The organism is Streptomyces sp. NK15101 (assembly GCF_020400725.1).
Classification (GTDB): domain Bacteria; phylum Actinomycetota; class Actinomycetes; order Streptomycetales; family Streptomycetaceae; genus Streptomyces.
In genome coordinates this window covers 77,429-95,947 of record NZ_JAINVG010000011.1, presented here as the reverse complement: position 1 = coordinate 95,947, position 18,519 = coordinate 77,429, and the positions used below count along the sequence as shown (strand labels likewise).

The window sequence follows — 18,519 nt, the reverse complement described above, 5'->3', positions numbered from 1 at the left end:
ATCTCCCCAGTATCCAGGGGCAACTGCGAAACCCCTGCCGTCGCTGCCTCCGGCAACGCGCCGCACATCGCACATGCCGCGCTCCGCGGGGTTCTCCTCCGTGTCTATGCACAAAGGCGCGAGAGCCCTTGTAAGCGCCCCTTCGACATCGCCTGCGGCCTCACCTGGCAGACGCGTCGTCGCCCAAACGCCCGCCATCCGCCCCCCTGCCGCATCGGCGAGCAGCATGATCGCACGTGGATGGAGACGCGCCACGAGCCAGGGTGGCCGCCGGCGCTGGACGCGTCGGCAGGATGACGCAGACAGGAGCCGTAAACGCCCTCCGACCAGCCGCACCCAGCGCAACCGTCACTCAGGGCGCAAGCTTCACGGAGAGTGGGCCAGAACCCGTTCTCGCGTACAAAGCCCCCGCAACGAGGTCCTCGGCGCCTTCGGCCTCATGCGCGCCCGCAACCCCCTGCCGTTCGACGAGGACGACGTCCTGCTGACCGTCCTCGACCGGCCGCCCCAAGGCCTCGGAAGAACCTGCGGCTCTGCCGGTCGCGCGCCGGGCGGTGGTGGAGGACCGTTCTCATCCGAGTGCGGCGGGGGAGTGAGCGTTGCGCAGCAGCAGCCGGGGCTTGCCGGAGCCGTCGGCGGGGACGGTCCAGAGGTCCTTGGTGCCGTCGTCGTGCTGCTGCGCGTACGCCAGGGTGGAACCGTTCAGCCAGGCCGCCTGGTCGTCCACGCTGCGGGCCTCGGCCGTGGCGGTCACGCGGCCGGTGGCCAGGTCGAGGACGGAGAGCCGCCACCCCTTCGCCGAGTCACCGTCGACGGGGGCCTTGAACGCGATCCTGGTCCCGTCGGGGGAGAGCGAGGGGCACTCGACGCGGTCACGCAGAGTGCGGACGGTGCGGGCCGCGAAGTCGCCCTGGACCAGGTACCGGTGGCCCTTGGTGTACATGGTCGCGTAGAAGGTGTTGTCGTCCTTGGTGAACGTCACGCCCCAGTAGTTGACGTCGGACGACTGGTAGGGCTTGCCGTCCTTGACGACGGAGAAGGTCTCCAGGGTCTTGAACAGGGTTCCCGTCCTGGTGTCGTAGATGCCCGTGCGAGTGGCGAAGTCGAGCGTGGCGTAGCTGTCCCCGCCGACGAAGGCCGTCCAGGAGACCATGCGGCCGCTGGCCGAGACGCGGACCCGGTTGGGGACGCCGCTGACCGGGATGGCCTTGCGTTCCTTGAGGTCCGGCGACAGCACGCGCATCGTCACGGTGCCGAGGACCCCGTCGCCGTAGAGGCAGGCCACCGTGCCCGCCGCGGCGTAGACGCGGTCGCACTTGGTGTCCGACACGGTGCGTGCGCCGCCCGGGTCGGTCTTGTCGACGGTCGTGATCTGCCCGGTGCTGGTCAGGGTCAGCAGCCGCGGGCCGGGTGCCAGCGACACCGTCTCCGCGGTGGCGGCCGTGTCGGGGGCCTGGGCCGACGAGCTGTGCCGGGCGTAGCCGATGGCGACGGCGGCGAGCGCGAGGGTGGCGGCCACCGTGGTCGCGATGCGGGCCGTCCGCCCGGACCGGCGCAGCGCGGGGACCGGGTGCGCGTCGGGCTCGGCTTCGATGGTCGACTGCTTGCTCATGCGGTTTCCTCGGTGTCGGTGGGGTGGTGGGGCGGACGATCAGCAGGAACGCGGTGGCGACGACCGCCGGCACGACCAGGGCGGCGGCGCACCGGACGGCGACGACCGGGCCCCACAGCTGCCAGGCGAGTCCGAAGAGGACGGAGGAGGCGAGGTAGGCGAGGGCCTGTCCGGTCTGGATCAGCGCGAGGCCGGTGGTGCGAAGGTGCTCGGGGAGCACCGGGCCGGCCAGCGCCATCAGTACGCCGTCGGTGGCGGCGTAGAAGAAGCCGTAGAGCACCAGCACCAGTGCCACCAGCGGCCGGCCGTGGAGGAGGCCGGAGAGGAGCAGGTAGACGCCGAGCAGGGCCGTGTAGCCGCCGAGCACCACGGGCACACGGCCGATCCGGTCGGCCAGCGCTCCGATCGGGACCGCCAGCAGGAGATAGACCAGGCTGGTGCCGACCGCCAGCAGGGGGAAGCTGCTCAGGGACACCTCTTCCCGTCGCTGCAGGAGCAGGTAGACGAAGCCGTCTCCGATGACGGCGAAGCCGAGCAGGCACGCGGCGGCGAGCAGGCGGCGGACCGGGGCGGACCGCAGCAGCGCCACGGCCTCGCGTGGCGAGGCCACGGCGGCGGGGGGCCGTTCGTCGTGCCGGTCCCGGACGAAGAGGAAGAGGACGAGCACGCCGAGTGCCGCTATGCAGAAGCTGGTGACCAGGACGGCGTCGAAGGCCTGACCGGCGGCCGCCAGCACGGCCAGCGCGACGAGCGGTCCGAGGAACGCGCCGAAGCTGTCCATCGCCCGGTGTACGCCGAAGGCGCGGGCCAGGGCGTGCGGCGGGGCCGACAGGGTGATCAGGGCGTCCCGGGGAGCCGTTCGGAGTCCCTTGCCGGCCCGGTCGGCGGCGATGACGAGCCCGATCGCACCGGCCGTGCGGCCCGCCGCGAGCAGCCCGAGCTTGGCCAGCGCCGACAGCGCGTATCCGATGCCCGCCACCGTCCTGGGCCTGCGGACCCGGTCCGCGACATAGCCTCCGACGAGCCGCAGCAGAGCGGTCGCTCCGGTGTGGAGGCCGTCGAGCGTGCCGTAGGCCAGGGGGCTCATGGACAGCCCGAACACCAGGTACACCGGGAGGATCGCGGTGACCATCTCGGCGGAGACGTCGGTCAGCAGGCTGACCGTGCCGAGCGCGAACACGTTCCCGCCGACGACCGTGATCCCGCGGAGGCGGGAGCGAACGGCGGTGGGTGCGGCATCGGCCCCTGGCCTGTCGATCGAGGACAGATACATGCGGGCGGACCTTTCGGGGCGGGGAGCGGAGCGGGGGCACTCGACGGGGAGCGGGCGCTCGACGGGGAGCGGGTGCTCGGCGCACGGAGGGAGGCGCCCTCCCCGGCCGGGGAAGGCACCCGTCGCTCATGTGCCTGTCAGTGGCAGGAGTTGGTGCCGCTGTCGGTGAAGGTCTTGCCCGCCTCGGGGACGAACTGCCAGTCGTAGCCGCTGGGGTGCAGGGTCAGCTTCAGCACGCCCCACGTGTTGCTGTTGCGGACCTGGCTGTTGGGCTGGATGGTGCCGAAGCCACCCAGACCGGTGCCGCCCATGCCGGCGACGAACTGCCGGATGCCACGGGTGTTGTCCAGGCCGCCGGTGGCGTTCATCGGGGCGAACCGCTCGTAGTTGTGGTTGTGCCCGGTCACGATCACCTCGGCGTTGTTGTCGTACAGCGCCTGGTACAGCGGCTGCACCGAGGTGTTCGGGCCGTGGCTGGCGCCGGACGTGTAGCGCGGGTGGTGCCAGTACGCGACGGTGCACGGCTTGGTGCTGGCCGCGAGGTCGCTGCGCAGCCACTGCTCCTGTGCCGAGCCGGCCGCGCAGGACACGATCGAGCAGTTGGAGTTGAGGGCCACGACGTGCCAGCTGCCCAGGTCGAAGGAGTAGTAGCCCTTGTTCGGGTCACCCGCGGAAGCGCCGAAGTAGTTGAAGTAACCCGAGGCGCCCGAGGTGTGGTACTCGTGGTTGCCGGTGGCCGGCTTGGTGCGGGCCTTGTGCCTGCCCCACGTCGGGTTGTAGCAGTTGGTGTAGTCGGCGGCGGTGCCGTCCGGGTAGGCCGTGTCGCCGATGGCCATGACCGTGCCGCTGATGCCGTCGAGGAGGTCGGAGGTGGCCTCGTCACCGCCGGTGCCGCAGTCGGCGATGTCGCCGGCGCCTACCAGCACCGGGTCGGACGTCGGCGCCGACGTGGACGGCGTGGGCGTGGGGGAGGGGGCGGTGCCGGTGGTGATCACGAGCTGCGGGGCGTCGGCGCCGGACTCGCGGGAGTCGTAGTACGCGCCGTCGGAACTGGTGGAGCTGCCGCCGAAGCCGAACGTGCCGTTCCCGGTCACCACGGAGGTCACGTCGATCTCGACCCACTGGTCGTTCGCCACCGCGCCGAGCGACGCGAGCGTGGCGCCGTCGACGACCGGCTTGTTGTTCCACGTGACCGCGGTCTCCGACCACGTGGTGTCGCTCATCGACTTCCAGACGCCGCCGTTGCCGCTGTTGCCGGTGCTGGTGACGCGGATCCGCAGCTTGGCGCCGACCACGTCGTCGGTGAGGCCGCTGACCGTGAACTTCAGGTACGACCGGCGCACCGGCGAGTTGTCCGTGGTGAACAGCGACGAGGTGCCGTAGTTGGTCGACGGGGCGGTGTCCTGCACATAGGTGTCGGCGACCGGTGTGAAGGTGCTGGTGGCGGCGCTGGCCGACGGAGCGGCCGTGAGCAGGGCCACGACGGCGGCGGTGGTCGTGGCGACTGCTGCGGCCGCCAAGGACGCTCTTCGGATGCGGCGGGTGCCCATCAGGTGAATCCCTTCGGAGGTGAGGGTGTCGCCTCGTGCACGAGGCAGTGAGGAACCTAGGGATCCGCCACGAGCCACGACTACAGCCGCCGAATGAACCTTGGGTGCCTGGAACGTGAGCGTTTCCCTCTGTGACGTGGGCGCATTGACACGCCGTGGGAGCGGGCTGCCCGGCGGTGGTGTGTCCGTGCAGTGGCGTGTCCGTGTCGCCGAGAGTTCAACGGGACATCGAGGCCAGGACATGAGCACGTCACGCGGCCCACTCTTCTCCGGGCTCCACTCCTCGGCGTGACGATCGCGACTCCGCCGCCGGGACATCGAGGCGCACTCCGCAGAACGACCATCGCGTGGCTTCGCGTCGCGCTCGGCGCCGTGGTCCTCGCGGGACTGCTGCTGTCGTGGACGGCCCCGGCCGCATCGGCGCACGTCCCGACGACGGACGGCACGTCGGTGATCCGTCAGGACGGGGCATCGGTGCACTACACCCTGGAGCTGGACTACGACACGCTGACGAAGGCCGCCGGATTCGGCACGCTGCCGCGCGGCACGAAGGACGCCGAGCACGCGGCCTTCCTCGAGGCCCACCGCGCACCGCTCGTCTCGTACCTCTCCGACCGCCTCACCGTCGCCCTCGACGGCTCCCCGTGCTCCGCCGTGCTCGGCGGGACGGGGATCACGAAGCGGCAGCGGTTCCTCTACGCGCGCCTGCTCCTCACCTACCGGTGCCCGGAGTCGGAGAGCGGCGAATTCACCGTGCGGTACCAGGTGTTCTCCGAGGCGGACGCCATCGGTGCCGAGCACACCAACATGGTCGACTACGAACTCGGCGGGTCCGGCGGCAGCGACGTCTTCGACATCGGCCATCGCGAACTGCGGGCAGGCCGGAGCGGTGCCGCCCACGCGGGGCGCGACGCTCCGCGTGCGGACGGCCCGGACCTCTCGTGGGCGTCGACGGGCCGCTTCGTGTCCTTGGGCCTGGAACACATCCTGAGCGGCGCCGACCACGTGCTCTTCCTGGTGCTCCTGCTCCTCGGCGCGCAGGGATGGCGCAGCGTCGTCCGGCTCGCGACCGGCTTCACCGTGGCACACAGCGTGACGCTCGCCCTCGCCGCACTCGGGTGGCTCGACGTCCCCACCGAGATCGTCGAACCCCTCATCGCCCTGTCGATCGTGTACGTCGCCGTGGAGAACATCATCCGGGGCGAGTCGCGGCACCGCCTCCTGGTCGTGTTCGGATTCGGCCTGCTGCACGGCCTCGGCTTCGCCGGGGCACTGGATTTCACCGGCGACTTCAGCGGCCGGCTGCTCGTCTCGCTCCTGGGCTTCAACCTCGGCATCGAGCTCGGTCAACTCGCCATCGTCCTGGCCGTGTTCCCGCTGATCCTGCTCGCACGCCGCCGCTCCTGGTCGGTGCTCGCCCACGTCGGCGCGGCTGCCGCCGTCGGCGTCATCGGCCTCGTCTGGTTCGTCGAGCGCCTGCTGCCCCCCGGCGGCGCCGCGTAGACGTGCGACGCGGCCTCGGCAAGGAGCAGGCGTCCCCCCGGCCGGAGCACGGGTCGGCCGAAGAGAAGTTCACAGGACGTCGCCCGTCGTGGCCGCGCGGAACCGAACCCCGCGGCCCGGGAGATCAGGAGCCGCTCCATGGCGGACAAGATCACGCTGCGCCCCGTCACCGCCGACGACCTCGACGTGTGGGAGCGGGAGTTCGACGGGCCGGAGCTGGACGCACCGGCACCCGATGAGCCGGAGATCTCGGCGGCGGAGTACTACCGCCCGGACGACCGCTTCTCGACCCGGAGCAACGACACCCGGATCGCGCCGGCCCGGGACCGCGCGGCGCGGTCGGCCGACGGCGCCGCCTTCGCCGGGGACTTCGCCGCCACCTGGCAGCGGGTCGACCGGCTGTGCCGGGTCCAGCCGGCGGGCCGGACCGTACGCACGCGTCATGGCGACGCCATGCTCCTGTCGGAGTTCCTCCTCGCCCGCGTGGTGGAGGTCGCCGCCCACGGTGTCGACCTGGCCGACGCACTCGGCCACGAACCCTGGCTCACCCCGTCCGCCGGGGACGCCGTGACGGAGCTGCTCCTCGGCACGGAACACGTCGCGGCCACCGAAGAGCTGGGATGGAGTCGGACGCGTCTCCTGCGCAAGGTCACCGGCCGGGAGCCGCTGGACGAAGCGGGGGCCGAGCAGATCGAACGGCTCGGCCTCCGCTGGCTCGCCCTGGGCCGAGTACCCCCGGCGAAACGATCCCGCCCGGTGGTGGGATCCCCTCGGGAGTGCTGATCGGGGTACGGGGCGGCCCGGTCGGATTCGATTCCGGAGGGGCTGCGGCCGAGCGAGAACGTCTCCTCAGGGCCAGGACGTCTGTTGCCGGGTCGCGTGGAGAGTCCGCACAATCGCGGTATGACCAGCACCGTCGACGCAGCCTGGCAGAAGGTCCTCACCACTTACGGCGAACCCGTCCCGCCGGAAGGATCACCGCTCCGGAAGTCGTTCGCCGCGCTGGCTCGGGTAGCGCATGCCGAACCGGCGCTTCGTCGGCTCCATCCGTGGACCGGCATGTGGGAGCTGCACTTCAGCAGGTGTACGGAGAGGGACTACACCTGGGACGTCCCCTACATCGGCACGCTCGGGGACGGCCGGTACTACGTCGAAGGGCCGAGTCGGCGCAGTCCGCGGATCGCCGTGACGGACAGCGCGCGGGCCGCGGTGGCGATGGTCGTCGATCGTCTGCCGCCAGGCTGTGGCCCGGCCTTCGTCGGCAACGCAGGGGAACTGGCCGCTCACGAGAGGGCACGAGGCGGCAGGTAGGGCGGACGCCCCGGACGGAATCCGGAGCTCTGGTCCGGCTGTGCGCACCGGCCACCGCCCTCGGCCGGACCGCCGATCAGGTCCCGCCACCCACGGAGCGCCGGGACCGTCCTGGTCGTTCACGTACGTCTTCCCTCGGACTCCGCCTTCGCCGTGTGCTGGATCCCATCCGGTGGGGCGCGGTTCGTCAGCCGGACCCGTCCAGATGCGCGGTGTCGTCGAGGGCGGCGAGGATCCAGCGCGTGTTGTCGTAGCCGTCCTGGCGCCGTTCGAAGCGGGTGAGGCCTGCGTGGGAGGTGCCGAAGCCGATGGCCGAGCTCTTGCTCACCGGGATGCCGAGGAGGAGATGGCAGGCCGCGTGGAGGGTTTCTCCGTGGGCCGCCAGCAGGATGTGCTGACCGTCGTGGCGTTCGATGAGCTCCGCGAGGTGTCGGGTCGCTCGGGCCAGGTAGCTGTTCCAGGGTTCGGCGCCAGGTGCGTACGGGCGGTCCGGATGGGCTTGCGGGGCTCCCTTGAAGGCCGATTCGACCTCGCGCCAGAGCATGCCGTCCGCTTGGCCGTGCCGGGGGCCGTCGAGGCCGGGATCGGTGAGGAGAGGGAGGTTCAGGGCCGCCGAGAGGAGGCGACCGCTCTCCTGAAGGCGTCGGCGGGGCCCCGCGTAGACGGCGTCGATCCGGCCGTCGGTGCTCTGCGCAGCGGCGAGCCGGGCAGCCAGGCGTTCGGTCTGTCGCCGGCCGAGGTCGGTGAGTCCGGTGCAGGTCTTCGGCCCGCCGACGCGGCCTTCGACGTTGCACCGGGCTTGTCCGTGGCGGGCGATGTCCAGACGTGTGGTGACGGTCATGATCGATGTGCGGTCACAGGCTTGCGGCGAGTCTGTCGGCCGTGCGGAGGGTGAGAGCGGCGAGGGTGAGGGTGGGATTGGCGGTACTGCCGGTGGGGAAGACGGAGTTGCCGACGATCCAGAGGCTGGGGTGTGCATGGGAGCGGCCGTCGGCGTCGACGACGGAGGTGGCACGGTCGGTGCCCATGCGGGTGGTGCCCATGGGGTGGCCGGCGCCGTTGTACTTCAAGGTCGGCTGGAGCGGCTCGACCTCCTCTGCGCCGGCGGTGTGTTCCAGGTGTTCCCAGATGCGGCGTGCGACGGAGTGTCCGTAGGCGAGGGCGCGCTTGGAGTACTCGTCGACCTTGAAGGCGATCTTGGGGCGTGGGACGTCGAGTCCGTCGCGCTGGTCGGAGAGGGTGACGCGGTTGGCGGGGTCCGGTAGTTGCTCGGTGGAGTAGCCGATCCGCATCATGCGGGTGACGCGCTCGGCGAGCCGGTGCTGCAGGTCGTCGCCGTAGTGCTTGAGCCGCTTGGCCACCGGATCCCACATGAGCTTGTCGAGGGCGGCGCCGGGGGATTCGAAGCGGCCCCACCCGTCGTTGCCGATGGTCATGCGGAACGCGCCGGTGGTGCGCCGCCAGTCGCCGTCACGGAAGGTTTCGATGCTCAGGGTGGACTGGGGGCCGCGGAAGGGGAAGACGGGCTGTCCGAAGAGGCCGACGACCTCCTCGGCGAGGTGGTCCATGAGGTTGCGGCCGACCTGGTCGCTGCGGTTGTCCAGTCCGGAGATCAGCCACAGCTTCGGCGTCTCGATCGCGTTGAGGGCGAGGACGACGTGCGTGCCGTCGACCTGCTGCTCGAGGCGGTCGGTGGTGGTCCAGTCGCGGAAGACCACGGTCGGCGACGCCGTGCCGGGCCTTGGGGCGAGGCGGGTGACGGTGCAGCCGGTGCGCACCTCGACGCCGAGCTCGTCCCGGGCCCGCAGCACGTGGACGGAGGCGTCGTACTTGGCGCCGGAGGGGCAGACCGGGATGCAGCTGGAGTTGCCCTGGCAGGCGGGCCGGCCCTGGTAGTCGCGTGAGTTGCGGGCCTGTGGGGTGGTGACCACGGTGAGCGGCACCTCGTCGATCTCCTTGAGAGAGGCCAGGGCGGTCCGCACGAGCTCGTCGCCGTAGCTGGCGACGATGCCGGGCATCGGGAAGTCCGTGCTGCGCGGGGTGGCGGTCTCCCATTCGGCGCGGTTGCCGGAGACGCCGAGTTCGTTCTCGGCCTGCGCGTAGAAGGGTTCGAGGTCGCTGTACGTCAGGGGCCAGTCCACCGCGACGCCGAAGCGGGTCTTCATCTCGAAGTCGCTGGGCAGGAAGCGGGGGCTGTTGCCGCGCCAGGCCCAGGTGCTGCCGCCGACCATGCGTTGGAACCCGCTCTTGTACAGGTCGGGTCCGGTCTCGACGTAGTAGCGGTTCATCGCGACCGGGTCGCCGACGCCGTCCGAGGAGGGGGCGTAGCCGTCCTTGTTGTTGCGCAGGGCCGCGTACGGCGAGGGCACGTTCTTCGAGGCGGAGAGCTGGTAGGCGTCGACGAACGCGGCGCGCTGGGCGTCATCGACGGCGTTGTCGCCGGCGTCGATGAGCAGGACGCGCGCCTGGGGCTTGGATTCCTTGATCCGGCAGGCGCACAGGGCTCCTGCCACGCCGGCACCGACGATGACGACGTCGTAGGCAGTGTCCATGGGAAGGGTTCCTCGTCTCAGGGGTGCCGGGCCCAGTAGCCGTACCCGCCGGGCACCGGCGCGGCGGAGAGCGGGTGGGCCTGGATCACCCGCCACACCAGGCCTTCGCGGTAGCGGGCGGGTGTCTCGGGCCCGACCTGGGTGTTGTCGGGACGGGCGAACTGGGCGGTGTACCAGATGGCGAGGGTCTCGCGGGCGACACGGGCGAGCTCGGGGTCGGCGTTGACCGCGGCGAACAGCGCCGCTCCCGGATCGGGCTCGCCGGAGACGCTGCGGTAGGTGTCGATCAGGCGGGTGAGCGCTGCCGCGTAGTGGGCTTCGAGGCGGGTGCGGTGCGCGTCTGCGGTGGCTTGGTCCAGCGGAGTTTCGCCGGTCAGGAGTTCGGACAGGGCGCGGAAATCCGCGGCGGGGGTCATGGCGCTCCTCGTTCAGTTCTCGACGAAGACGAGGTCCTCCGGCGGATGGGTCATCCGCACCTTGCCGTCGATGACCTCGACGACGGCGTCGAGGCCGGTGGTGGGGTGGCTGGTGGAGATGATCCAGAACTCGTCCGCGGCTTCGTCGAGGAAGGCGGGGAAACCGGTCAGATCCGGGTTGTCGGGGTCGCCGAGGTACAGGTAATCCACCAGGCGCCGGAACAGCTTGGGCAGGATCACCACGTCGTCCTGAAGGGAGTCGATGCCGGTGACGGTCGCGCCGTCGAGCGTGTCGTCGTCCCTCCACAGGCCCTTCTCCTCCTCCTGCGCCTGGCGCACCGCGGCGGTCAACTCGTCGCGCAGGTCGGGGAAGAGGTTGGTGTAGTACGTCGGGTAGGCCAGACCCGCCAAGAGCACGTGATGGTTGAACGTGGTACGCAGCAGCGCCTCGTCGACGTTGATCCACGTGCCGCTCGTGCCCGGGGGCGTGCCCTTGCCGGCAAGGGCGATACAGCGCTTGTCACGGCCCGCGCCGCGGGTGAGGATCCAGCCGGGCCTGGTCGTGGGAGTGGCCGCGGTGACCGTCTCGTCCGGCGCGCGCTCGACGGTGGTGAAGCCGAGCCATTTCGTCAGCTCGTCCCGGGCGGCGCGGCCGTGGAGCCACGGCTGGTGGACCTCGGGGTTGCCTTCGCGCGCGTAGTGGGTCTCCAGCGTGTCGATGGCGTCCAGTCTCAGCTTGGCCTTGCCGGACCCGTTGCGCTTGACCTTGTGGGGGCCGGGGACGAGGTTCCACTCCTCCTTCTCGTCCGCCACGAACTGGATGGTGTCTCCGTCCGGCCGGCCGTTGACGAGGTGGTACGAACCCTTGATCAGCAACATGGGCATGACGATGCGGCTCCCTCACGACGGGCATGAACACCGAACGGATGCTCACTCGGCGTCACGTGGAGTGAGGGTACGGGACACGGACGGTGAAACCAGGCATGCCGTTCGCTCGTTGAGCCCTTTCCAACTCGTTCAGCGGTCACCGCCAGGTCCAGGCTCCCTCAGGCCCGTTCCGGTCAGCACGCCCTTCGGTGCGCTGCCGGAGAGCGGTGTCCCGCCGCCACCGGCGAACAGCAATGGGACCATGGCCACGGCGAAACCTACGGGAAGGTAGATCCACTGCAGATGGAACCGGCATCGCAGCCCCCGGACCGAGCGCGGCGGCAGCGGCCCGTTGCTGCGTGGTGACGATGTGCATGCCGATCGGTGGAGCGAGGATGCGTGGGGACGGTCCCGCTCTCGGCACCGCGGCCGATGACCGAGGTCGTGTGACTGTCCCCGCGTCCGAACCGCGCGTCGGCGTGGACCCGGGCGCCGCCTTCCCCGCGGAAGGCGGCGCCCGCGTCCGCTCTCACGCCCCGCTGCTCCCGCTGACCCGCTCGACCGGGATCCACAGCTGGGAGTCCGTCTCCGTGCCGATCTCCACCGGCTGCGTCCGCAGCAGCTCCGGACCCGGCCGGCTCGCGTACGGGTTCGAGGGGAACCACTGCGTGAACACGTCCCGCCACAGCTCCTGGAGGGCGCTCGGATACGGCCCGTGGTTGTCGAATACCGCCCAGGTGCCGGCCGGCACGTCGAGCGCGTCGAGCTCGTCCGCGGCAGCCTCCGGATCGGCGACCACGCCGATCCAGTAGTCCACCTCCGCGCCCTCCTCCCGGCTGTCGGTCAGGTGCACCACCGCCGACAGGACCCCCTCCGGCTCCCCGTCGGCCAGCTCCTTCATCCTGACGATCGCCTGCTCGTCCAGGCTCTCCACGTGCGCCGCGGCCGCCGCGTTGACCCCCTCGTGCACGAGGGGGACCCGGGCCTTCCTGCCGACGACCCGAAACGCTTCCTTCTCGACGATCCGATACCGCATGGTCGTACTCCCTTCGACGACGACACGGAAGGACATGCGCGACTGCGCCGTGAGCGTCGCGCCCGTGCGCCGGGCCTCGCCCGGCCCGATGCCGTGCACCGACCGGAACGCCCGCGCGAACGCCTCGCCCGAGCCGTACCCGTACCGCACGGCCACGTCGAGCAGCGTCCGCTCCCCGCCCAGTACCTCGGCCCCGGCGAGCGTCATGCGCCGGCGCCGTACGTACACGGAGAGCGGCATCCCGGCGAGCGCCGAGAACAGGCGCCGGAAGTGGTACTCCGACGTCATCGCGATCCGGGCGACTTCGGCGATGTCGACTTCCCGGCCGGCCTCCGCCTCGAGGCAGTGCTCGATGTGGTCGAGCGCCTGGTTGAGCTGATCCAGCACGGGTGCGTGTCCTTCCCTCTGATGTCTTCACCGTAGGAACCGCCACCCTCCCGGGACCCGACGATCCGTGCCCGGAACGATCGGGTGACGGATGCGCGGTGTACGCCGCGTCCGCTCCTGCGGCCTTCGTACGGGCCCGGGACAGCCGGCCCGACCTCGACCCCGCCCCGAGCCGCAGGCCTCGCACCGAGAGGGCCTCGGACCGAGGAGGCTTCAGGCTGAGAAGGCCTCAGACGGCGACCGAGAGCAGGTCCACCACGAAGACGAGCGTCGAGCCCGCCGGGATCAACGACGAGGGCGACTGGTTGCCGTAGCCGAGGCGCGGGGGAATGACGATCTCGCGCCGGCCGCCGACCTTCATCCCCCTGATCCCGCGGTCCCAGCCCTTGATGACCCTGCCACCGCCCACGGCGAACTTGAACGGCCGGCCCCGGTCCCAGGAGGCGTCGAACTCCCTTCCGGACTCGAAGGTGACCCCGACGTAATGGACCTGGACGACCCTGCCCGGCTTCGCCTCCGGCCCGTCCCCGACGACGAGGTCGCGGATCGTCAGCTCGGTGGGGGCGTCACCCTCCGGAAGGTCGATCTCGGGCTTCGTCAGTTCACTCATCGCAGCCTCATTCACTCTCCGCCGGAAGCCCTTGCACGGACCGGCCGGGCGCATGGTCACTCCATGCGGCAGCTGATCACGCTACCGATAACGCGGGTCCCTGGAGTGCGTCGAACCCGACGGAAGACGCGCCCAGCGCGACTGGGCGCGCTGCTCCCTCGGTGTCGTCACGGCGAGGCCCGAACCGACCGGGTGCTCGTCGCCGACGAGGACGAGCCGGTTCCGGCGGGTGAATCGGGCACGGTCGGCTCCGAGCCGAGCGGTCACCGGATGGCGTACCCGTCCCACAACGGGCCGCCGGCCAGGTCCAGCACCTCTGTCACGACCGCGGTGAAGGCCTCCGCGTCCCCGGCGATCGCCCGCGGGGCGGCTTCGGACAACGCGCGGTGCACCGCGGGGTCGGCCGCGGCCAGCCGCCGTGACAACCACTTGCCGGCGCCGAGCCAGTGTCCGCCGGTCAGCAGGACCAGCTCCGAGGCACGCTGGAGGACGTGCGAGACCAGATACACCCGCTCCGCGGGGTCCGTGCAGCCACGCAGGTCATCGAGCAGGTCGGTCAGGACGTACCGCTGGTGGTCGCGCTCGTGGTCCGAGAGCGGCGGCGGGCCCGCGGCCCAGCGCCTGCGTGCCTCGTCCTGAAGCGAGGCGCCCAGTCCGTCCCTGTCCACCAGGAGCATGCCGTCGGCACACATGGCGAGCAGCGGCGATCTCCGCGTCGCGGCCTCCTGGTCGGCGAAGCCGCGCCAGACGGCCTCCGTCTGTACGAACAGCTCCACGGGCCAGCCGCGGTACACGAGGTTCTCCCGGTGGGGTGCGGGCGGCCCGTCCAGGAGAACCACGATGTCCAGATCGGATGCGGGCGTCCGGCGATCGGTCAGCACGCTGCCGGCGAGGAAGGCCGCCTGGGCGTCGGGAAATCGGTCCCGCAGCAGTTCGCGGGCGGTGAGCACGGGGTTGTCCATGATCGCAGCGTACGGGCGGCGTCGGCCTCGCCGGTACGCGTACGTCGGACTCGACGTCCCGCGACCCTGACCAGCGGTGAAAGCGGCCCTCTACCTGGGCGGCTGTTCCCCTTCGAGGCCGTCCGGCATCTCGGCAACGCGCGCAACGAACCGTTTCATCAATGCGAAAGGCACCGGTTGCTCCGGATCGAAGCGCACGAACGGCGGCTTCTCCACCTCTGCGTCATGGGCGACTACGGCAACCATGACGACGCCGGGCATGACGGCCCCCTCATGCTCCGTCCCGGCCCAGGAAGCAGGGGCCGGACGCGCCTCGCTCAACTCGAAGACCCACGCCTCCTCGCTCTCCACGTGAGCGGACCGGAAGCAGTAGTACTCGCCCTCGTCCTCCCGCATCTCCGATGCCATGGCGGGCATGCCGTCACAGCCCCCGTGAGCGTCCGCCTTCTGCGGGCTCCGGTGCGGCCGTCACGGCATGTGGGCACAGCCGGTTCCATCGATCCTCATCGGTGTCGTCAGGAGCCTTGCGAGGTCGGCGCTGTCAGAAGCCGCTCGTAGGCTCGAAGAAGGCGGGTTGCCCGCCCTGACCCGGCCACCAACGGATGGCACGACGAGCAGCCGGTGGTACGGCGGGGCGTAGATCAGCTCGATGGCGCGGTACGGGTCGACGCCGGCGGCGACCCGTCCGTCCGCCTGGGCGCGGCGGACGCGCTCCGCGCACGCTCATATACTCGTGCGAGCTCATGGAGGGGGAGGTGGAGACAGTGAAGCTTGCCGAGGCACTGGCGGAACGTGCGGAGGCGACGCGCCGTGTGGAACAGCTGCGAGCGCGCGTCGTCAGCAGTGCGCGGTACCAGGAGGGGGAGACCCCCGCCGAGGACGCGGCTCAGCTGCTGGCTGAGGTCGGTGAGGTGCTGGACTCTCTGGAGACGCTGATCCGTCGGATCAACCGGACCAATGCCACTGTGGAGATGGGTCCGGACGGCACGCTCACCGACGCCCTCGCGCGCCGCGACGTCCTGCGGTTGCGCCACTCCGTGGTCACCGCGGCGGCGGACGCGGCGGCGGGGAGCGGCGAGCGGGGATACGGCCGGCAGCTTCGGTCCGAGTTGCTGATGCTTTCCGCGCTCCCGGTCGCGGAACTGCGCGCTCAGGCGGATGCGCTCGCCCGGGAGATCCGCGAGGTCGACGTGCGGATCCAGCGTACGAACTGGGAGGTCGACCTGCTGGACTGAGCAGTCCGGCAGGGCGGGGCCATGTGGAGCAGGTAGCGGCTTCGGAGGCGTGCACACACCGAGGGCCGGCGGTTTTCCGGCCCACTCCTGGTGCGTGAAGAGCAACGCTGGGGTTCGAATCCCCGACAACGGTGCAGCTCAGCATCGCGTACAGGTAAAGGTGCACATCGCACGGCACATCACCACGTGCAGATCCGGGGCCGCGAGGGCGGGTTCGGGGCTTTCCACATCGCGGTACCACTGAGAACCGCTGGCGCGTGATCAACAGTACGGGGCCCTGACGGGTGTCGGGACGAGTTCCGAGCCGAGTCGAACGCGCTCGAACCGGAGCCGGTCCGTCGGCCGGCGCCGCGACTCCGCTCGCCGGCGGTTCAGGTGCCGGGCGACGAGTCGTCCGTCCTTCCGGCGGCGGTCCGGCGGCGGTGGTGTCGCGTTGGGGCGAGGGTGTGCCGGGCGTCAGGACGTGGTGGCACCGTCACCGGCCGTCAGGCGCCGGCGCTGGTAGTGGCGAGCCGCGCGGGCGCGGTTTCCGCACGAGGGCTTGCACCATTCCTGCCGTCCGTGGCTCTTGACGAAGTAGCGCACGCAGCGGGGCGCGGTGCAGGCCCGCAACCGCTCGCGTGGCGGACCGCTGAGGAACTCGACGGAGGCGCGCGCCAGGGCCGCCACGAGCCGGGTCTTCGGATCGCCCTCCGTCGAGAGCAGACGGGTCACGGGCGTTCCTTGTCGCGGCCAGTCCAGCTGCGGGACGACCGTTTCACGAGCGGCGACCGTGTTGAGGCGGGTCAACGCCCGGTCGGCAGGCATCAGCAGACGGGCGTCCGCCGAGCTGGGGGGAGCGGGGCTGACCGCCCGGGCGAACAGTGACCGGACCGCCTGCCGCAGTTCGACGATCTCGATCCGCAGGCCTTCGTCCACCGTGACCTCCCCGGCCGGGACCGTGCCGGCCAGAAGGTCGGCCTGGGCCTGGATCCAGCGGACGGTTCCGTGTGTCGTGGCGAGGTCGTCGGCGACGCCGCCGTCCCCGTCGTGGCGGATCGTGCTCGCCAGTTCCAGCGCCAGCCAGCGCTCCATCAGCGCCTCCCTCCCTGTCTGTTCGACGACCACTTGATCACATTCCGATGCGCACCCTAGAGTCCCTAACGGAAAAACAAGAGCATCCGTTAGAAGCCGGCGTGGATCACGAACCCGCGTCGCTGTGACCCGCGGCCGGAGCCGCCAGGGGAGGACGAAGCATGACGGTGTTGCTCGCCCAGATCAGTGACCTGCACCTGGACGGCAGCGAGAGGGCCACCCGGCGCGCCGAGCGCGTCATGGACCACCTGCGGGCCCTGCCTCACCCGGTCGACGCGGTCCTGGTCACCGGGGACATCGCCGATCACGGCGAGGAGGCCGAATACGAGCAGGCGGCCCGTATCCTGGCGGCCCCCTTCCCGGTGCTCACCTGCCCCGGCAACCATGACGTGCGTCCGGCCTACCGCAAGGCCCTGCTCGGAGAAGCACCGGACCACGGGCCCATCAACCGGCTCCACCACATCTCCGGGACCGCCGTCCTGATGTGCGACTCCACCATTCCCGGCCGTGACGAGGGGCGCCTCGACGCCCAGACGCTCGACTGGCTGGACACCACCCTCGGCGGTCTGCCGCGGGACACCCCGGCGCTGGTCGCCTTCCACCAGCCGCCGGTCGAACTCCACCACCCGCTGCCGGACTCCGGGATGCTCGAGCAGCCCGGACGACTGGCCGCCCTCCTCGAGTCCCATCCGCAGGTGGTCGCCGTCCTGACCGGGCACGCCCACACGGCAGCCGCCTCGACCTTCGCCGCCCGTCCCCTGATCGTCGGCCCGGCCGTCACCTGGACCCTGCGCATGCCCTGGGAGGGCGACCGCCCCGCAGACCGGGACCAGCCGCCCGGCATCGCCTTCCACGTCCTGGGCGACGACCGGCGCCTGACCACCCACTACCGCGTGGTGCTCTGACTCCGCCTGCCCGATCCGGAGAATCGCGGCCCACCCCTGCGCCGTCCTCGGATCCCCGGCGGCGGCCTCCTCATGACGCGCGACGGCACCGGGCCCACGCCGACGATCCCCGGCCCGTCACCGTTCCAATCGGACGCGCACGGCCTCTGCGGACCAGTTGAACGCCGGTGCCAGGCTCTCCGGAGCGGGCCAGCCGTTGATCACCGCGAGCAGCCGGAGGTGCCGATCCCGGCGCGGGTCGTTCATGCTCTCCAGCCGGGCCAGCAGCAAGCGGCGCAGCTCGGCGTCGTCGGAGCGGCCGAGGGCGCGGGCATGGTGGGCCGCAAGCGCCGCGACGATCGGATCGGCCCGGTGCGACATCGGGTCGATGCCCGCCGCCAGGGCGGGGCCGACCCGGTCACGGACGACCGCACCGAGGCCGCGGCGCGGGCCCGTCATCCCGCCTCGTGCCTGTTCGGCCGCGTGGTCCTCGGCGATCCGCCGCAGACTGGTGCGGAAATCCGGGTCTGCGGCCAGTTCGGCCCACTCCACCCATGCCCGGACCTGCTCCGCCTCGGGGCTGTCGGGCATCGCGGGGGTCATCGAGCACCTGACCCCCGCCCACGCGGAGTCGGTGTCGGGACTGCCGAAGACGGCATCGAGGAAGTCCCCGATCAGACGTCGGCGTTCGTCCTCGGAGAGCTGGGCCAGCTTGTGCATGAGATCCGTCTCTTCAGCAGTGAGCCCGCGCTCGGCCACCGCCGTCAGCACCGTGTGCCGCAGGCGCAGGACGCGGATCTGCACGGCCAGGGCTTCGGCGTGCGCTGCGGCGACCTCGGGAAGCGAGAGTTCCCGGTCCACGACCCTGCGGATCGTGGTCAGGTCCACTCCCAGGTCCCGCAGGGTCCGCACGAGGTCCAGGCGTGCGACGGCGTCGGTGCCGTAGAGGCGGTAGCCGGCCGGGCTGCGGTCCGTCGGCGCCACGATCCCGCGATCGGAGTAGAACCGGATGGTCTTGACCGTCAGGCCGGTCCGCCGGGCCAGTTCGCCGATCGAGTAGAGCGTGTCGCCGTTCATGCCCTCACTCTGACGTCTCCCCCTACGGGAGACTCAAGCCCCTGGCGAGGCGTGCAAGCGGTGCGATGCCGTTCTTTCCGCTCCGTCATCGCGCCGCCGGAGCGGACCGCCGGGCGCCGAGGAATTCTCCGGAAGATTATGGAGGAGTTCTGACGGTCGCGTGACTTTTC

The 18,519-nt window shown here is 71.0% G+C and carries 17 protein-coding genes and 1 pseudogene; 5 read left to right on the top strand and 13 right to left on the bottom strand.

Annotation, left to right across the window (positions count from 1 at the left end; genetic code table 11):
- Positions 1-571 precede the first annotated feature (571 nt).
- From K7G60_RS08955 to K7G60_RS08945, 3 genes and pseudogenes are all read right to left on the bottom strand, one after another.
- Positions 572-1,612 (bottom strand): hypothetical protein, encoded by a 1,041-nt coding sequence (locus K7G60_RS08955; protein ID WP_225800260.1) that lies wholly within the window; start codon positions 1,610-1,612, stop codon positions 572-574.
- A gap of 55 nt (positions 1,613-1,667) precedes the next feature.
- Positions 1,668-2,744: pseudogene (locus tag K7G60_RS08950) on the bottom strand (MFS transporter); the annotation flags it as partial.
- Between the two features lie 278 nt (positions 2,745-3,022).
- Positions 3,023-4,405 carry a DNRLRE domain-containing protein gene (locus K7G60_RS08945; protein WP_225800259.1) on the bottom strand — a complete coding sequence of 461 codons (1,383 nt, stop codon included), beginning with the start codon at positions 4,403-4,405 and terminating at the stop codon, positions 3,023-3,025.
- Between the two features lie 318 nt (positions 4,406-4,723).
- On the opposite strand from K7G60_RS08945, the gene K7G60_RS39140 reads away from it, so the two are divergent.
- The 3 genes from K7G60_RS39140 to K7G60_RS08930 all read left to right on the top strand — a co-directional run bounded on the left by K7G60_RS39140 (position 4,724) and on the right by K7G60_RS08930 (position 7,249).
- A complete protein-coding gene (locus K7G60_RS39140; RefSeq protein WP_225800258.1) occupies positions 4,724-5,938 on the top strand; it encodes a HupE/UreJ family protein in 1,215 nt (404 codons plus the stop codon).
- 138 nt (positions 5,939-6,076) lie between these two features.
- Entirely contained in the window at positions 6,077-6,721 is a 645-nt protein-coding gene (locus K7G60_RS08935) for a maleylpyruvate isomerase N-terminal domain-containing protein (RefSeq protein ID WP_225800257.1), read from the top strand.
- A gap of 120 nt (positions 6,722-6,841) precedes the next feature.
- A complete protein-coding gene (locus K7G60_RS08930) occupies positions 6,842-7,249 on the top strand; it encodes a DUF6193 family natural product biosynthesis protein (RefSeq protein WP_225800256.1) in 408 nt (135 codons plus the stop codon).
- 187 nt (positions 7,250-7,436) lie between these two features.
- On the opposite strand, the gene K7G60_RS08925 is transcribed toward K7G60_RS08930, so the two are convergent.
- The 8 genes from K7G60_RS08925 to K7G60_RS08890 all read right to left on the bottom strand — a co-directional run bounded on the left by K7G60_RS08925 (position 7,437) and on the right by K7G60_RS08890 (position 14,487).
- Positions 7,437-8,090, bottom strand: a complete 654-nt coding sequence (locus K7G60_RS08925) for a histidine phosphatase family protein (RefSeq protein WP_225800255.1) — start codon at positions 8,088-8,090, stop codon at positions 7,437-7,439.
- A 13-nt stretch (positions 8,091-8,103) separates the two neighbouring features.
- A complete protein-coding gene (locus K7G60_RS08920) occupies positions 8,104-9,801 on the bottom strand; it encodes a GMC family oxidoreductase (protein ID WP_225800254.1) in 1,698 nt (565 codons plus the stop codon).
- A 17-nt stretch (positions 9,802-9,818) separates the two neighbouring features.
- Positions 9,819-10,217 carry a sorbitol dehydrogenase family protein gene (locus K7G60_RS08915; RefSeq protein WP_225800253.1) on the bottom strand — a complete coding sequence of 133 codons (399 nt, stop codon included), beginning with the start codon at positions 10,215-10,217 and terminating at the stop codon, positions 9,819-9,821.
- Between the two features lie 12 nt (positions 10,218-10,229).
- A complete protein-coding gene (locus K7G60_RS08910) occupies positions 10,230-11,102 on the bottom strand; it encodes a thermonuclease family protein (protein ID WP_225800252.1) in 873 nt (290 codons plus the stop codon).
- A gap of 511 nt (positions 11,103-11,613) precedes the next feature.
- Positions 11,614-12,507: an AraC family transcriptional regulator gene (locus tag K7G60_RS08905; protein WP_225800251.1), complete on the bottom strand. Its 894-nt coding sequence runs from the start codon at positions 12,505-12,507 to the stop codon at positions 11,614-11,616.
- 229 nt (positions 12,508-12,736) lie between these two features.
- On the bottom strand, positions 12,737-13,117 hold the full coding sequence (locus tag K7G60_RS08900) for an FKBP-type peptidyl-prolyl cis-trans isomerase (protein ID WP_308080514.1): 381 nt from the start codon (positions 13,115-13,117) through the stop codon (positions 12,737-12,739).
- A gap of 263 nt (positions 13,118-13,380) precedes the next feature.
- Positions 13,381-14,079, bottom strand: a complete 699-nt coding sequence (locus K7G60_RS08895; protein WP_225800250.1) for a nucleotidyltransferase domain-containing protein — start codon at positions 14,077-14,079, stop codon at positions 13,381-13,383.
- A 90-nt stretch (positions 14,080-14,169) separates the two neighbouring features.
- A complete protein-coding gene (locus K7G60_RS08890) occupies positions 14,170-14,487 on the bottom strand; it encodes a hypothetical protein (protein WP_225800249.1) in 318 nt (105 codons plus the stop codon).
- Between the two features lie 356 nt (positions 14,488-14,843).
- On the opposite strand from K7G60_RS08890, the gene K7G60_RS08885 reads away from it, so the two are divergent.
- Positions 14,844-15,314: a DIP1984 family protein gene (locus tag K7G60_RS08885; RefSeq protein WP_225800322.1), complete on the top strand. Its 471-nt coding sequence runs from the start codon at positions 14,844-14,846 to the stop codon at positions 15,312-15,314.
- Positions 15,315-15,770: 456 nt separating this feature from the next.
- Here the strand turns inward: K7G60_RS08885 and K7G60_RS08880 are convergent, their stop codons facing one another.
- The gene (locus K7G60_RS08880) at positions 15,771-16,388 is read right to left on the bottom strand and encodes an ABATE domain-containing protein (protein ID WP_225800248.1); all 618 of its coding nucleotides are present in this window, start codon (positions 16,386-16,388) and stop codon (positions 15,771-15,773) included.
- A gap of 161 nt (positions 16,389-16,549) precedes the next feature.
- Here K7G60_RS08880 and K7G60_RS08875 point away from each other — a divergent pair, with 161 nt between their 5' ends.
- Complete coding sequence (locus K7G60_RS08875) at positions 16,550-17,293, top strand: phosphodiesterase (RefSeq protein ID WP_225800247.1); 744 nt, start codon at positions 16,550-16,552, stop codon at positions 17,291-17,293.
- Positions 17,294-17,410: 117 nt separating this feature from the next.
- Here the strand turns inward: K7G60_RS08875 and K7G60_RS08870 are convergent, their stop codons facing one another.
- On the bottom strand, positions 17,411-18,349 hold the full coding sequence (locus tag K7G60_RS08870; protein ID WP_225800246.1) for a MerR family transcriptional regulator: 939 nt from the start codon (positions 18,347-18,349) through the stop codon (positions 17,411-17,413).
- Positions 18,350-18,519 lie beyond the last annotated feature (170 nt).

Bases quoted from the DNA above. Each gene is read 5' to 3' on its own strand.
- K7G60_RS08955 (WP_225800260.1), bottom strand. From the start codon at position 1,612: ATGAGCAAGCAGTCGACCATCGAAGCCGAGCCCGACGCGCACCCGGTC.
- K7G60_RS08935 (WP_225800257.1), top strand. From the start codon at position 6,077: ATGGCGGACAAGATCACGCTGCGCCCCGTCACCGCCGACGACCTCGAC.
- K7G60_RS08930 (WP_225800256.1), top strand. From the start codon at position 6,842: ATGACCAGCACCGTCGACGCAGCCTGGCAGAAGGTCCTCACCACTTAC.
- K7G60_RS08925 (WP_225800255.1), bottom strand. From the start codon at position 8,090: ATGACCGTCACCACACGTCTGGACATCGCCCGCCACGGACAAGCCCGG.
- K7G60_RS08920 (WP_225800254.1), bottom strand. From the start codon at position 9,801: ATGGACACTGCCTACGACGTCGTCATCGTCGGTGCCGGCGTGGCAGGA.
- K7G60_RS08915 (WP_225800253.1), bottom strand. From the start codon at position 10,217: ATGACCCCCGCCGCGGATTTCCGCGCCCTGTCCGAACTCCTGACCGGC.
- K7G60_RS08910 (WP_225800252.1), bottom strand. From the start codon at position 11,102: ATGCCCATGTTGCTGATCAAGGGTTCGTACCACCTCGTCAACGGCCGG.
- K7G60_RS08900 (WP_308080514.1), bottom strand. From the start codon at position 13,117: ATGAGTGAACTGACGAAGCCCGAGATCGACCTTCCGGAGGGTGACGCC.
- K7G60_RS08895 (WP_225800250.1), bottom strand. From the start codon at position 14,079: ATGGACAACCCCGTGCTCACCGCCCGCGAACTGCTGCGGGACCGATTT.
- K7G60_RS08890 (WP_225800249.1), bottom strand. From the start codon at position 14,487: ATGGCATCGGAGATGCGGGAGGACGAGGGCGAGTACTACTGCTTCCGG.
- K7G60_RS08880 (WP_225800248.1), bottom strand. From the start codon at position 16,388: ATGGAGCGCTGGCTGGCGCTGGAACTGGCGAGCACGATCCGCCACGAC.
- K7G60_RS08875 (WP_225800247.1), top strand. From the start codon at position 16,550: ATGACGGTGTTGCTCGCCCAGATCAGTGACCTGCACCTGGACGGCAGC.
- K7G60_RS08870 (WP_225800246.1), bottom strand. From the start codon at position 18,349: ATGAACGGCGACACGCTCTACTCGATCGGCGAACTGGCCCGGCGGACC.